Source organism: Limnoraphis robusta BA-68 BA1 (genome assembly GCF_034932365.1).
GTDB classification, from domain to species: Bacteria; Cyanobacteriota; Cyanobacteriia; order Cyanobacteriales; family Microcoleaceae; genus Capilliphycus; species Capilliphycus robustus.
Genome location: NZ_JAYGHR010000012.1, coordinates 1 through 14,820, shown reverse-complemented (window position 1 = coordinate 14,820; position 14,820 = coordinate 1). Strand labels below are relative to the sequence as shown.

Genomic DNA, 14,820 nt, shown 5'->3' with positions numbered 1-14,820 from the left:
AATCTCATTAACTTTTCAACTTTTGATAATAGTTCCAAAGTGGACGCGGAAATAAAAACGGATGATTAAAGGATTTTTTCTCGGCTTTTTCTCCTAAAATATGGACTCGCCAGAGTTGCCACATCATCAACAACCATAACGTTTCACCGATACGTCTTCCTTGAATATTTGCCCCTAATTCTCCGCTAACAATTTGAACAGAAATTTGGGGATTAAAACAATGTTGTTCCTCCAATAAACCGGGATTTAACCAATTTCCTATTTGAAACCAAAAATCATTTAAACACCAAGAGGTTAAGGGAACACCCATTCCTCGTTTTTGTCGCCAAACAATTTCTGAAGGTAGCCAATTTTCAACCGCCCGTTTGAGAATATATTTTTCACAACTTCCTTGTAAACAAAGTTCTCCTGAGAGTTTAAACGTCCATTCTGTTAGGGCTAAATCACAAAAAGGCGATCGCACATTTAAACCATGATATAATGCTAAATGAGTTGCACGAGGATGGATATTTTGCGCCCCTTTTAACATTAATGTTGCCCGACGTAATCGATGTAAAAACGAGGGACAAAACGTTGGATCAAGTGCGTCTTTTATCCAGAGTTCAGGCTGTAAATTTTTGATTTTTTCATAAATTTTGGGTTGATAAACTTGGGCTTCATAGCCCCAGAGTCGATGAAAAGTGCGTAAATAGTTTTCAATAAAATCATCCTGTCCATAAACACTGGCTGCAATTAACGGTTTATTAGTCCAACCTGCAAAGAGTTGATCTCCTCCTTCCCCATTAAAAATAATTTGGGTGTCTTGACTGGCGGCTTGATTGAGTAAATATAAAGGAACAGTTACCCCATCCCCAAAGGGTAAATCTAAGGCTTTTATAGTGGGAATAATTGCTTTTTTAATCGAATTAGGTGTTGCTTTGACTTTGACTAAAGGAATATTCAAAAATTCCGCAACTTTTTCAGCATAGGGATATTCAGAGATACCGACTGAACCAAAATCTAAAGTATAGGCGCGGACTTTTACCCCAGCTTGTACTAATAAAGCCGCAACAATAGAAGAATCAATCCCCCCAGATAAAAAAACTCCAACAGGTTCATCTTTTAAGTCTGAAATTTGCTGTTCAATAGCATTTTTGAGTAACGTTTGCAGTTGAGAAACTGCCAGTGTTTCATCATTAATTTGTTCTGGATTTTCTTTCCATTGGTGAAGGGAATGAGATTGAGGTAAATCAATCATTTGATGATGTTTGTCTGCTTTCCAACTCAACTCGCTTCCCGCAGAAATAGCATGAATCTTTGTGATAGGAGTTAAGGGAGTTGGAACATAGGAAAAGCAACTATAACCATACAACCCAGATAGATTAATTTCAGGATTTTCTAACAGAGATAAAAGCAGTTTAAACTGAGAAGAAAACCAAATAACCTCATTCAATTTTAGCCAATATAATGGCACTCGCCCAAAGGGTTCTCGTCCTAAAATTAAACGATAATTTCCCTCCAAATTCACCCAAACATCGGCAGAATGACTCAAACCGGATGCTGACAAACTTGCAATTTTTTCATCTATTTTGTTGGAACTTGATAAATGAACCACATTCCAAATAGGATAGCGATCATTTTGTTCGGGAAACCTTTGATGATGAAATTGAGGGCTAATTTTTTCTAACAACACTTCTAATTCCTGGCGATTTCCATAGCCCCAATATCCTACAAAATGACTCATATTGCTTATTTACCTCACTTCAAAGGTTTCCTCACTCAGTAAACGATCTTCTAAAAACATCTGCACAGTCCAAGTACCGGGTGTTGCCGTAGAACTAATATTATAACGACAGCGAGTTTCCCAAATTGAAGTTGTAATTTCTTGCGTTTGATATCGATTTTCTTTCACGATTTTACCATCAGGATCAATCCAATTACAAGAAAGATTGAGTTTTTTTCCAATCGGTGCATCCTGCAAGGTAACACGATAAACAATTTCTGAATTGGTTTGTCGAGAAATAGAACTGAACGGATTATTATCTAGTGCTAAAGTGATCTGATCTTGTTGGGCTTGAATTCTGGCAATGATGGAATTTTGATGCTGAAAAAATAGGATTGTTGATGCGATCGCTAACACAACAACTCCCGCCCCAGCAATTGCTATTCTTAGATTTCTCCTTTTTTCTACAGCGAGGGCTTGACGACGACGTAACTGAATCATCGCTTCATCTAGCAATTCTGGCGGTAAATTTAACTCCTGTAAAATTTCTTGGATTTGTTGGCGATCAAACTCAGCTTCCCGACGATTAGAAAGCTCTCCCACTTCAGCAATAACTTGCTGTAATTGTTCTTCTTTAAGTCGCTGGTTCATAGGATATCTTGAGCAAAATCTGCAACCATCTTAAATCTAGATTTTCAGAGGGGCTACTATCTATATCTTCAATATACCTAAATTTTATGAAATTATCCCGGCTCATTAACTGCTTTTAACCTAATTTTAATAGAACTTAACTCAAATCACTTGGGTATCTGCGATAAAGAGGTTACAATATTGATGAAATCGATTGTAAATATCAAGTCGGCTTTTCCCCTCATCATCCGTTAAAATCTGCGCTAAAATTACCTATGGACTGGCCTAAAATTTCTGTCGTTATTCCCACCTACAACCGTGAGGAAGCCCTACGCGAAACCTTAGTTGATGTTCTCAAACAAGACTATCCCCAGTTTGAAGTCTTAGTGGTTGATCAAACCCGTTCCCATCAAACCGAAACTCAAACCTATTTAGAAGAACTCGCAAATACAGCTAAAATTCAATGGTATCGTCTCGAATGGGCGAGTCTTCCTGGCGCCCGAAACTACGCAGTTCGACGTTCAACCGGAGACATTATTCTCTTTTTAGATGATGATGTTCAACTTCCAGAAAACTTTCTCAAAGCTCATGCTCGTAATTATATCGAAGCAGGAAACTCTACCCCTAAAAATATTGGTGCTGTCGCTGGACGAGTTTTTGATCGCATGAAATTAGGAGATTCTGGTGGAGATTTAACCATTGAAATCTTACCCCCTCAAGCCTCTGATCCGGGAATTGCTTGGTATTATATTGACTTAGTTCATACCATTAAACCGCAACAAGTCATTTCCGCACGAGGTTGTAATATGTCTTTTCGGCGAGAAATTTTTGATCAACATGGTTTACATTTTGATGAACGGTTTAAAGGAAGTGCTGTTCGTGAAGAATCGGATTTTTGTTTGCGACTGCGAAAAACAGGCTATATTATTTGGTACGATCCTGAAGCACATTTAGTTCATTTAGGCGAAGAAGTGGGCGGTTGTCACGATATTAGTACCCGTTCCATGCAATATCAAATTACCTTCTATCACAATCACTTTTTTATGGGGTTAAAAAACCTGACAATTCCTGAATGTTTGCGTTTTTTTTCCAAGCTATTTGATTGTCACGTTCTCGGACATCCTCCCTGTAATAAAAGCGGTTCTCCGATTAAAGTTGTGACTCGATTTGGATTTTACACAATGGGATTTTTAAAAGCGGTTGGAACTCAAATTCAATCCCTGTGGAATCAAGGTCAAGTTTACACCCAACAAGATGAATTAGCCAAAAACTAAACGGTTGATTTTCAGCTTTTTTTTTCTCTTGAATCTCCTATGAAAATTCTAGTTGCTAGTCATACTTATATCGTTGATCTCAACCGGGAAAAATGGCGTGCTTTGGCGCATCTCACACCGGAAATAGAAGTAACAGTCGTAGTACCTCGTCGCTGGAAGCCGGGAGGTGTTCAAAACAAAATTATTGATTCAGAATATGTAGATGAAGGAGCGTTTAAAGTCGTTCCCATTTCTAACTTCAGTCAAAATAATCAAGGCTTACTAACCTTTGGCTTAGATTTAATTCCGCTTCTCAAAACCTTTAAACCGAATATTATTCAAGTTGAACAAGGTTCAAAAGCGATTACCTATTCCCAGTTTATTACCTGCAATAAACTTTTAGGCTTAAAGGCTAAAAATGTCTTCTTTACTTGGTGGAATCTTCCCTATGAATTAAAATTTCCGATTTCTCTCCTAGAAGCTTATAACCTCAACAATACAGATGGAATTGTCGTCGGAAATCAAGACGGTGCAGACATTTTGCGACAACGAGGTTACAAAGGCGAGATGGAAGTCATGCCCCAACTGGGCGTAGATGAAAGTCTATTTAAACCCCATCCTCAACCCGAATTAAAAGCCGAATTAGGAATAAAACCTGATGAATTTGTAGTTGGGTTTGTCGGGCGGTTTGTCGAAGAAAAAGGACTGTTAACCTTAGTTGATGCTTTGTCAAAATTGCCAGAACTACCCTGGAAAGCGTTATTATTGGGGCGGGGAGAATTAAAACCACAAATTCTCGAAAAAGCCGCAGAATTAGGAATCAAAGAAAGACTCATCTTTGTAGAAAGTGTACCTCACGATGAAGTACAACGCTATATTAACGCGATGAACCTGTTAGTTTTACCCTCCGAAACCACCTACAAATTTAAAACCCTCACCGCAGTCGGATGGAAAGAACAATTTGGTCATGTATTAATCGAAGCAATGGCCTGTAAAGTTCCAGTTATTGGTTCAGACTCCGGTGAAATTCCTCATGTAATTGGAGAAGCGGGGTTAGTATTTCCCGAGGGAAAAGCAGAAGCATTAGGCGACTGTATACGTCAGTTAATGGAAAATCCTCAACAAGCGGAAAAATTAGCGCTCCGAGGCTATGAACGCGCTTTGAGAAGTTATACCAATCAAGCCTTAGCTCAACAGTTACTCAGATTTTACCAAAAATTGCTCTCCAACACCCGATAAATTCTTTTCTTCGTGTCTTGGTGTCTTTGTGGTGACTTGATTTGTGAAAATTAAAAGTGTCTCGTTTTTCGATACAATACAAACTATGTACCCCATGCGATCAAAACTCTGAGTGTGGCAAGTCCAAACCGCAAAACCATCCTACTTGACTTTGAAAAGCCTCTAGCCGAGCTAGAATCTCGCATAAACCAGATTCGCCAGTTAGCAGAGGAAAACGGCGTTGATGTCTCCGATCAAATCCATCAGTTAGAAGCCCGTGCGACTCAACTGCGACACGAGATATTTAGCACCCTGTCTCCCTCACAGCGACTGCAATTGGCTCGTCATCCTCGTCGTCCCAGTACCCTAGATTACATTCAAGCCATGAGCGAGGAGTGGGTCGAACTGCATGGCGATCGCTCCGGTTCCGATGATCCAGCCTTGGTGGGAGGAATTGGACGGTTAGCCGGACAACCTGTAGTCATGCTCGGTCATCAAAAAGGCCGCGATACCAAAGATAATGTGGCGCGTAACTTTGGCATGGCCGCACCAGGGGGCTACCGTAAAGCGATGCGGTTGATGGAACACGCTAACCGTTTTGGAATGCCAATTATTACCTTTATTGATACGCCAGGGGCTTGGGCCGGTGTAGATGCCGAAAAACTCGGTCAAGGAGAAGCGATCGCTTACAACTTGCGAGAAATGTTTCGCCTCGATGTGCCGATCATCTGCACTGTCATCGGAGAAGGGGGTTCAGGGGGTGCATTAGGGATTGGCGTCGGAGAACGCTTGTTAATGTTGGAGCATTCGGTGTATACAGTGGCTTCTCCAGAAGCCTGTGCCGCGATTTTGTGGAAAGATGCCTCCAAAGCCCCACAAGCCGCCCAAGCCCTCAAAATTACCGCTCCAGATTTAAAGGATTTGGGGATTATTGATCGGATTGTACCCGAACCCGACGGAGGCGCCCATGCCAACCCCATCGAAGCCGCCGAACACCTCAAGCAAGCCTTGTTGGAATGTTTAGAGGAATTAATCAGTCTAAGCAGCCAGCAACGCCGAGAAATGCGCTATCAGAAATTCCGCCATATGGGGATTTTTGCCGAAGAACCTGTCTAACACCATCACCAGAATTTTGGGGCGATCGCTCCAGAAGATGGAATAGATAGACTCTCATACTCCTAATAGTCAACGAGTCACCGCTTCTATATTCACAAAAGTTAGACCGATCTTGCTGATCCCTTCTGCTTAATCCTTCACCGTATCTTCTGGAAGAGATCGATTTAATCGGTATTCGGGAAAAACCTGAAGATGGTATACTATAAAAGTAACAAATCTTTACAACGTTCTCAGATTTGCCATTAACAGATTTGCTACAACATCCTCGACGTGAGGGCTACTGTATTCCAACAGTGGGTCAAACGTAGCGGCAGGCTAAACCCTTGCCAGTCGCCTAATACAGTTGCAGGAGTGGGGATCTAAAAACATGGTGAATAACCTAAACCAACAAATGTTTCAGATCTTAGCGAATGTAACAAAAGTTAGGGATACAGCTCAGTTCAAACTGAGCCAAGGTCTTTAGGGCATGATGACAGTGCCAAACGGCAATCCGTGAGTCATACGTTTTTGAACGTCAGCTCAAAATCTCCACGTTTTTGAACTGGAGAAATGTCAAATCCGTTCAGTCCAATCAGAGACTACTCAAACCGTCAATGACTTCTCCCATAGAACGACGTGCCTTAATTACAGGGGCAAGTAGTGGGATCGGTAAGGCAACAGCTCTTGCCTTTGCCAAAGCCGGAATTCATGTCGCCTTAGTCAGTCGATCTGAGGAACAATTGGAAACCATTGCTGAACTTGCACGGCAAGCCGGAGTAGAAGCCAATGGCTATGCTCTCGATCTAGCCAAAGTTGAGCAAGTACATGAGCAGATCGACACTATTGCTGCTGCTTTTGGCCCTATAAGTATCCTCGTTAACAGTGCGGGTATGGGCTACACTAGCCCCTTGGTTAGTACACCCCTAACCGAGTGGCAAAGAGTGTTAGACCTCAACCTCACCAGTGTCTTTCAGTGTATTCAAGGGGTTTTGCCAGGAATGCGCGAAAGAGCCAATGGAACAATTGTCAACGTTGTTTCCATTGGAGGACAACAAGTGTTTCCCAATTGGGGTGCTTACTGTGTTAGTAAGTTTGGCTTGATGGCCCTCTCCAAAGCTCTAGCGGCAGAAGAACGCCAAAACGGAATTCGGGTCACAGCAATTTGTCCAGGTGCCGTGAATACTCCCCTTTGGGATACCGAAACCGTTCAGGCTGACTTTGAGCGCTCGGCGATGTTGACTCCAGAAATTGTCGCTGAGTCGATTTTACAGATTGTGATGTTGCCTCAACAAGCGGTGATCGAAGAATTAACCCTGATGCCGCATGGGGGAGCATTTTGATCAACTTGAAATCCCTGGCTGTGCATGAATTTGCGAAACGGATATCACCTGCAAAAACGGATTGAGTTGATTTTACAAAGCTGTGAAACGCTCGTCTGCTTAATCTCTGAATTGCTCTGTTGATCTGTTTCTGTCTGGCAATTGCTCAATACCCTCACGAGAGGGTGATCTCTATAGACCGCTTGTGCTATCAGGCTTCGATGTCTCATAGCCTCACTGTTCCTGTTTCTTTCTGTCGTTTACGGACTTGTTATGACTATTGCTTCCAATGGAAATGGTTCTAAATCTGCAAATGCTTCGAGTGGCATCTTAAGCCGACCTGATCGCACTTCTTCTCCCTCAAATGCTCATCCTGTTGAATACCCACCCCTCACGGAAGTCTCGGATGAACAAATGATGGAAGCCGTGCGAACCATGTTACTTGGGGTAGGAGAAGATCCCGAACGCGAAGGTTTGTTGAAAACACCCAAACGAGTTGCTGAAGCCATGCGCTTCTTGACCAGTGGCTACAGTCAATCTCTAGAAGACCTTGTAAACGGAGCGATCTTTGATGAAGGTCACTCAGAAATGGTGTTAGTTCGAGACATCACGGTATTCAGTATGTGCGAACACCATATGCTCCCGTTTATGGGCAAAGCCCACGTTGCCTATATCCCCAACCAAAAAGTCATCGGACTCAGTAAATTGGCTCGCATTGTGGAAATGTATGCTCGTCGCTTACAAGTTCAAGAACGCCTGACTCGTCAAATTGCAGAAGCAGTACAAGCAGTTCTCGAACCTCAAGGGGTAGCCGTTGTGATCGAAGCCAGCCATATGTGTATGGTGATGCGAGGCGTACAAAAACCCGGGTCTTGGACGGTGACCAGTGCGATGCTCGGAGTCTTCCAAGATGAACAAAAAACCCGTGAAGAATTCCTCAACTTAATTCGTCACCAACCCAGTTTCTAAATTTCTAAAACTCGGAAAATAGAGAAAATCAATTCTCAATTCCATCTTCTGTAGAGACGTGCAATGCGCGTCTCTTGTTTTATTTGATGATCGCGAGCGCTCCCGACTCAAGCGATAGGAAAAGCTCAACTTCCCGTTTCCTTGCTCCGGGCTGGAGATGTGAGATAATCGAAAAAAGCTGATGATTTCTAGAATCGGCTGGCAGCAGATCTAAATTCCATTTCCCCTGTTCAAAATATTAGGGGCGTGAGTTTAATCTGAGGGGGTGCGGGTTGTTATCCACTCACATTCCGCGATCGCTGAAACACATTCCATTGTACCCTGAAAAAATTTCAATCCTGAGATATGTCTAAACCGATTAAGTTTGGCACGGATGGCTGGCGAGGTGTCATTGCTGATGATTTTACCTTTGAACGGGTCGCTTTAGTTGCTCCTCTGGCTGCTCAAGTCTTAGAAGAAATCTATGGTCATAACGCTGCTAGTCGCACGGTATTTGTAGGATATGATCGACGCTTTTTGGCTGAAGAATTTGCTCTAGTTGCAGCTCAAGCTATTCAAGCGGCCGGATATGATGTTAAACTCAGTCAAGGCTACGCGCCGACTCCGGCTTACAGTCTCGTTGCTCACCAACAACAGGCTTTAGGGGCGGTGGTTCTGACAGCTAGCCATAATCCCGGTAAATATTTAGGTTTAAAAGTTAAGGGTGCATTTGGAGGGTCGGTTGGCCCAGACGTAACGCAAGAAATAGAAGCAAGACTCGATCTACCTCAACTCAAAGCAGAAATTCCCGGAACATTAGAGTCTTTTGATCCTTGGCCTGCTTATTGTGAAACGTTACAATCAAAGGTTGATATTGAGGCGATTAAAACAGCGATTAATCAGGGTAAATTGACCGTTTTTGTTGATGTCATGCACGGCGCCGCTACGGGGGGTTTAGCTCGAATTTTAGGCGATTCCGTTAGAGAAATTAACAGCAATCGTGATCCGTTATTTGATGGCGGTGCGCCGGAACCATTACCTAAATATATTCCTGAATTGTTCCGTCAAATTAAAAGCCATCAACGTTCTCAAGACAGTTTAGCGGTGGGGTTTGTATTTGATGGCGATAGCGATCGCGTCGCTGCGGTGGATGGGGAAGGAAATTTCTTGAGTTCTCAAATTTTGATTCCCATTTTAATCGAACATTTAGCCACTCGTCGAGGTTTTGGTGGAGAAATTGTCAAAACCGTAAGCGGATCGGATTTGATTCCTCGGATTGCCAAATTGTACGATTTATCCTTGTATGAAACACCGATTGGTTATAAATATATTGCTGATCGGATGTTGTCTTCTCAAGTGTTAGTCGGGGGTGAAGAATCTGGTGGGGTTGGTTATGGCGTTCATATACCGGAACGAGATGCTTTACTATCGGCTTTGTTCCTGTTAGAAGCTATCGTTCAGTCGGGAGAAGATCTCAGCCAAATTTATCGCCGTCTTCAAGACAAAGTAGGATTTTCTTCGGTGTATGATCGGATTGATTTACCTTTGGCGAGTATGGAGGTGCGATCGCGTTTAGTCGAACAATTAGAAAATAATCCTCCCAAAGAAATCGCTGGACAAGCAGTGACAGATTGTTTAACAGTGGATGGTTATAAGTTCCGTTTGGCTGATGATCGTTGGCTATTAATTCGCTTTAGTGGAACTGAACCTGTTTTACGTTTATATTGTGAAGCAGCCGATCAAAAACAGGTGAATCAAACCCTTTCTTGGGCGAAAGATTGGGCGAGTAGCTGTTAGGAAGTTGGGCGTTCGTTGTTGCGATGCACGCGCATTCTGTTAGTAAATCAGGGCGCATCACCCATCAATTAGGGCGCATCCCCATGCGCCCCTACAAAAGTAAATTCTGTATGATCGAAGACCAATTTACTTGGGATTTTTGGTATCTCTACGAACCGGAAAAAAAACGCTATCATGTTTATTTGCTTTCGGCTGATTGGCAATATAAACAAATAGAAACTCATCATCTTTATTCTCAGCTAACCTACGCCATAACTTTTGATTTTCAAAGCTTTAAAATACAAAATCAAAATATCATTGACTGTCACGAAAATCAATCGATTTGGACAGGTTGCACCCTGCAAAATTATCCCAGAAATTACTTGATGTTCTATACCGAACGTCAAACCGAAGGAGATTATTTCGCCGTTCAAACAATTAAATTAGCTCAATCAAATGATTTGAATAATTGGATGATTGATCGGAATTTTAGCCTTTCTCCTCAAGAGATAGATCCAGAGTTTCGCTATTTTATTAGAACCCAAAACCCGTCAGATAGAACCGCTCATGCTTGGCGCGATCCTTATATTTTTAAGGTTGAAAATTGTTATTATATGTTAGTAGCGGCTAAACATATCATTAATGAAAACCATCCTCAACATAAAAATGCTTGTATTGCGTTACTCAAAGCCGATGAGAAGAATTTAAAACAATGGGAGTTAGTTCATCCGAGTTTAATAACGGGATATGAAGAATTAGAACTTCCTCAACTTTATCGCCATGAACCGACAAACGAAGTAATACTATTAGTCTCAACTTGGGATGAACGAGATTATCAACGGAGTCTAGAACAGGGTAAAATTTATCGAGAACAAGGTCAACTGTTAGCGTTTTCAGCAGCAAGTCTAGAAGCCGCTTTAGCCGGAAAGTTTAATCAAACCCCTCAAATCATTCTCGGAGAAAGTGGAAGTATTCAAGCCTCTATTTATGGCGGTGTTTGGATATCGGAACTGAAAGCAATTGTGGGTTTTGACTTGAAACAGGGGGGTTATCAAGTGATAAACTCAGAGTTACCAAGTCTTTGTCAAGATCTCGTTTATCTCAACTCAGAAACTCGTCAATTGAGAGAACTTCGTTAAATCACAACAAGATTAAACCGATGATTAAAACTTTAGTGGTAGCCACAGGTAATCCGGGAAAACTGGAAGAAATCAAAGCTTATTTATCTGAGTTGGATATAGAATTACAACTCAAACCCGATGAAATAGAAGTCGAAGAAACAGGGGAAAGCTTTATCGAAAATGCTTGCTTAAAAGCCTCAGAAGTCGCTAAAGCCACCAAACAATGGGCGATCGCAGATGACTCGGGTTTAACGGTGGATGCGCTTAATGGTGCGCCTGGAGTCTATTCTGCCCGTTATGGGGCGACAGATAGCGATCGCATCCAACGAGTTTTGCGGGAACTCGGCGACTCAACCCACCGCAAAGCCGCCTTTGTTTGTGCCATTGCGATCGCCCGTCCCGATGGTTCGATCGTGTTAAACCTAGAAGGCATCTGTCCCGGAGAAATTTTGGAGACTCCCCAAGGTGATGGGGGGTTTGGATACGATCCCATTTTTTATGTTCCGACAGAACAAAAAACCTTTGCCCAAATGTCACCGGAACAGAAGCAGTTGATCTCTCATCGGGGCCAAGCTTTCAAAGTGTTGCTTCCCCAACTGCAAGAACTCCTCAAACAACCTTTACAGTGAACAGTTTACAGTTTTCAGCAGTAGGGGTAATTGATCAATTACCCCTAGCAGTTTACAGTTTTTTTCACTGTTCACTCTTCCTGGGTGACTGGTGACAGGTTCCCCGAAAGTCACCGGACTACCGTTGGCGCAGCATATCCGCAGGAGATACCCGTAAGGGTGACTGAAAAAACGGGTCAGTCTCTTACGAACTTTGCTCTCTTGCGAACTAAGTCTCGCCGGAAACCGCGCCCGCCGCAAGGAAAGCGCTGTTCACGGGTCAGCGATCACTGTTAGATGGCTTCTTGGTTCTTTTCTCCAGTCCGAATGCGGATAATTTGCTCAACAGGAGAGATAAAGATTTTACCATCCCCAATTTCACCTGTACGGGAGGCGGCGATGATTTTATCAACGACTATATCGACTTGATCGTTTTCGACGACGATCTCAACCTTGAGTTTTTGCAGGAACTCAACCGTATACTCAGAACCCCGATAGCGTTCGGTCTGGCCTTTTTGTCGTCCAAACCCTCTAACTTCTGAAACCGTCATCCCGACGATACCCGCATTGACGAGGGCAATTTTAACTTCATCGAGTTTGAATGGCCGGATAATCGCTTCTATCTTTTTCAATGTACTTCACTCCTAATGTTTTCTACTTGATTTAGCGTGACATATGCTTGATATCACCGCCCGATCAAAAATATTCGTAACATATGATACACTATGTGCTATAATCCAGTATCAATAGTACGACACCTTGAAAGATTTTGAGGGAACTCGTCTAAACAGTACAACAAATCGACACAGGTAAGATACTACCTTCAGATAAGGTAACTCAGACTGACACCGAATGAAAGCTGAGAAGCTGAAAATAACCTAAACAAATTCACCAAACGATCCAAAAACTTCTAGAATTAATAGAAGCTTGAGCTTTTGTTTGTTTTCATAGAAAATACCGAAGATTTGTGTAAAATCTTGTTAAAAATAGCACAATAAAAAATACAGAAGGATTATTACTATTATTAGAATAGTAGCTTTATCTCAAAATTGGAACAAATAGAGAGGAAAACCTGTGCAACTGAGAACTCAAGTAGCAGCAAAACGCGCAACGGGTGCCTTTGCTCTGATGGACAGCCTAAAACGTCACGGAGTAGAGCATATATTTGGTTATCCCGGTGGAGCCATTCTGCCGATTTATGATGAACTCTATCGTTTTGAAGCCGGAGGCGATCTCAAGCATATTCTCGTCAGACATGAGCAAGGGGCAGCTCATGCGGCGGATGCTTACGCTCGGGCGACAGGTCGAGTTGGAGTTTGCTTTGGAACATCAGGTCCTGGGGCGACTAATTTAGTCACAGGAATTGCCACCGCTCATATGGACTCCATTCCATTAGTCGTGGTCACCGGACAAGTCTCTCGCAAAGCCATTGGGACAGATGCCTTTCAAGAAACAGATATTTTTGGGATTACCCTACCGATTGTCAAACATTCCTACTTAGTGCGTGACCCGAAAAAAATGGCGGCGATTGTTGCTGAAGCCTTCCATATTGCCAGTACAGGAAGACCTGGCCCTGTGTTAATTGATGTTCCCAAAGATGTCGGTTTAGAGGAATTTGATTATATTCCCGTTAATCCTGGGGAAGTTTCTCTGACGGGATACCGACCAACGGTTAAAGGCAATATGCGCCAAATTAACCAAGCGATCGCCCTAATTCGCAAAGCCGAACGTCCCTTATTGTATATTGGCGGAGGCGGGATTTCTGCCAACGCTCACGCCGAAATTCACGAACTTGCCGAACTGTTCCAAATTCCGGTGACAACGACGTTAATGGGGAAAGGCGCGTTTGATGAAAATCACCCCCTGTCTGTGGGAATGTTGGGGATGCACGGCACCGCTTATGCTAATTTTGCCGTCAGTGAATGTGATTTGTTGATTGCTGTCGGGGCGAGATTTGATGATCGCGTCACAGGGAAACTGGAAGAATTTGCCTCTCGCGCCGAAGTGATTCATATTGATATTGATCCGGCGGAAGTCGGGAAAAACCGCGCCCCCGAAGTTCCGATCGTTGGAGATGTCAGACAGGTTTTAGTGGATTTGTTGCGTCGATGTCGGGAAACGGGAGAACCTGCACCCCAGACTCAAACTCAAGCTTGGTTAAACCGCATTAACCGTTGGCGCGAAGATTATCCCCTAGAAGTTCCTCTGTATCCTGATAGTCTTTCTCCCCAAGAGGTGATTTCTGAACTGGGGAAAATGGCGCCTGATGCCTACTACACGACGGATGTGGGTCAGCATCAAATGTGGGCTGCTCAATACTTGAAAAATGGGCCGCGTCAGTGGATTTCTAGCGCAGGTTTAGGAACAATGGGTTATGGACTGCCGGCGGCGATGGGTGCAAAAGTTGCTCTACCGGATCACGAAGTAATTTGTATTGCTGGAGATGCCAGTATACAGATGAATATTCAAGAGTTGGGAACCCTGATGCAGTACGGGATTCATGCCAAAACCGTGATTATTAACAATGGTTGGCAGGGAATGGTACGCCAGTGGCAGCAAACGTTTTATGGGGAGCGCTATTCTTCCTCAAATATGGAATTGGGAATGCCCAATTTTGTCAAGCTAGCCGAGGCTTATGGGGTTAAGGGAATGTCAGTCACTCATCGTGATCAACTGCATGAGGCGCTGGCGGAAATGCTGGCTTATGATGGCCCTGTGTTGATGGATGTGCGAGTGCGTCGAGATGAAAACTGTTATCCGATGGTGGCACCCGGAAAGAGTAATGCTCAAATGTTGGGACTACCCGAACGCAAAAAGTTAGAACAAGCCGCAGAATTGGTTTATTGCAGCAATTGTGGTACCAAGAATGTTGCTAGCAATCATTTTTGTCCAGAATGTGGCACCAAATTATAGGGCGACTCTCAAGCAAGAGGCAGTTTACAGTTTACAGTTTACAGTGACCCGTTATCAGGAACTGTCAGGTGTCAGGTGTAGGGGCGGGTTCCGAGTAAATTTCTGTCTTCTCTTGACACTCCCCGCCATAAATGACGGGGATTCTTGGTTCACAGATCGCACTTTCCAACGCAGGAATCATCCAACATTAAAAGAGGTGCAAACTCCCCAAGCTTTAAAGATCCGGTCTGCCCGACC

The 14,820-nt window shown here is 43.2% G+C and carries 12 protein-coding genes; 9 read left to right on the top strand and 3 right to left on the bottom strand.

The features are described from left to right. Positions 1–7: 7 nt before the first annotated feature. Together VB836_RS07625 and VB836_RS07620 are read right to left on the bottom strand one after the other, a co-directional pair. A complete protein-coding gene (locus VB836_RS07625) occupies positions 8–1,723 on the bottom strand; it encodes an asparagine synthetase B family protein (protein WP_323218768.1) in 1,716 nt (571 codons plus the stop codon). Between the two features lie 9 nt (positions 1,724–1,732). Continuing rightward, positions 1,733–2,353, bottom strand: coding sequence for a DUF3859 domain-containing protein (locus tag VB836_RS07620; protein ID WP_323218766.1), 621 nt, complete (start codon positions 2,351–2,353; stop codon positions 1,733–1,735). 254 nt (positions 2,354–2,607) lie between these two features. Between VB836_RS07620 and hpsN the strand changes: the two genes are divergently transcribed. From hpsN to rdgB, 8 genes are all read left to right on the top strand, one after another. Beyond that, entirely contained in the window at positions 2,608–3,606 is a 999-nt protein-coding gene (gene hpsN / locus VB836_RS07615; RefSeq protein ID WP_323218765.1) for a hormogonium polysaccharide biosynthesis glycosyltransferase HpsN, read from the top strand. A gap of 39 nt (positions 3,607–3,645) precedes the next feature. Beyond that, complete coding sequence (gene hpsO, locus VB836_RS07610) at positions 3,646–4,824, top strand: hormogonium polysaccharide biosynthesis glycosyltransferase HpsO (protein ID WP_323218764.1); 1,179 nt, start codon at positions 3,646–3,648, stop codon at positions 4,822–4,824. Positions 4,825–4,938: 114 nt separating this feature from the next. Next, a complete protein-coding gene (gene accA, locus VB836_RS07605) occupies positions 4,939–5,919 on the top strand; it encodes an acetyl-CoA carboxylase carboxyl transferase subunit alpha (RefSeq protein ID WP_046276684.1) in 981 nt (326 codons plus the stop codon). A 593-nt stretch (positions 5,920–6,512) separates the two neighbouring features. Beyond that, entirely contained in the window at positions 6,513–7,238 is a 726-nt protein-coding gene (locus VB836_RS07600; RefSeq protein ID WP_323218763.1) for an SDR family oxidoreductase, read from the top strand. A 252-nt stretch (positions 7,239–7,490) separates the two neighbouring features. After that, positions 7,491–8,186, top strand: coding sequence for a GTP cyclohydrolase I FolE (gene folE, locus VB836_RS07595; RefSeq protein ID WP_323218762.1), 696 nt, complete (start codon positions 7,491–7,493; stop codon positions 8,184–8,186). Positions 8,187–8,531: 345 nt separating this feature from the next. After that, entirely contained in the window at positions 8,532–9,962 is a 1,431-nt protein-coding gene (locus tag VB836_RS07590; RefSeq protein ID WP_323218761.1) for a phosphoglucomutase/phosphomannomutase family protein, read from the top strand. A 110-nt stretch (positions 9,963–10,072) separates the two neighbouring features. Continuing rightward, positions 10,073–11,080 carry a glycoside hydrolase family protein gene (locus VB836_RS07585; RefSeq protein WP_323218760.1) on the top strand — a complete coding sequence of 336 codons (1,008 nt, stop codon included), beginning with the start codon at positions 10,073–10,075 and terminating at the stop codon, positions 11,078–11,080. A 20-nt stretch (positions 11,081–11,100) separates the two neighbouring features. Further along, positions 11,101–11,691 carry an RdgB/HAM1 family non-canonical purine NTP pyrophosphatase gene (gene rdgB / locus VB836_RS07580; RefSeq protein WP_323218759.1) on the top strand — a complete coding sequence of 197 codons (591 nt, stop codon included), beginning with the start codon at positions 11,101–11,103 and terminating at the stop codon, positions 11,689–11,691. Positions 11,692–11,963: 272 nt separating this feature from the next. Here the strand turns inward: rdgB and VB836_RS07575 are convergent, their stop codons facing one another. Continuing rightward, positions 11,964–12,302 carry a P-II family nitrogen regulator gene (locus tag VB836_RS07575; RefSeq protein ID WP_046280758.1) on the bottom strand — a complete coding sequence of 113 codons (339 nt, stop codon included), beginning with the start codon at positions 12,300–12,302 and terminating at the stop codon, positions 11,964–11,966. Between the two features lie 442 nt (positions 12,303–12,744). Here VB836_RS07575 and ilvB point away from each other — a divergent pair, with 442 nt between their 5' ends. Continuing rightward, entirely contained in the window at positions 12,745–14,583 is a 1,839-nt protein-coding gene (gene ilvB / locus VB836_RS07570) for a biosynthetic-type acetolactate synthase large subunit (protein WP_323218758.1), read from the top strand. Positions 14,584–14,820: the final 237 nt, after the last annotated feature.

Bases quoted from the DNA above. Each gene is read 5' to 3' on its own strand.
- VB836_RS07625 (WP_323218768.1), bottom strand. From the start codon at position 1,723: ATGAGTCATTTTGTAGGATATTGGGGCTATGGAAATCGCCAGGAATTA.
- VB836_RS07620 (WP_323218766.1), bottom strand. From the start codon at position 2,353: ATGAACCAGCGACTTAAAGAAGAACAATTACAGCAAGTTATTGCTGAA.
- hpsN (WP_323218765.1), top strand. From the start codon at position 2,608: ATGGACTGGCCTAAAATTTCTGTCGTTATTCCCACCTACAACCGTGAG.
- hpsO (WP_323218764.1), top strand. From the start codon at position 3,646: ATGAAAATTCTAGTTGCTAGTCATACTTATATCGTTGATCTCAACCGG.
- VB836_RS07600 (WP_323218763.1), top strand. From the start codon at position 6,513: ATGACTTCTCCCATAGAACGACGTGCCTTAATTACAGGGGCAAGTAGT.
- folE (WP_323218762.1), top strand. From the start codon at position 7,491: ATGACTATTGCTTCCAATGGAAATGGTTCTAAATCTGCAAATGCTTCG.
- VB836_RS07590 (WP_323218761.1), top strand. From the start codon at position 8,532: ATGTCTAAACCGATTAAGTTTGGCACGGATGGCTGGCGAGGTGTCATT.
- VB836_RS07585 (WP_323218760.1), top strand. From the start codon at position 10,073: ATGATCGAAGACCAATTTACTTGGGATTTTTGGTATCTCTACGAACCG.
- rdgB (WP_323218759.1), top strand. From the start codon at position 11,101: ATGATTAAAACTTTAGTGGTAGCCACAGGTAATCCGGGAAAACTGGAA.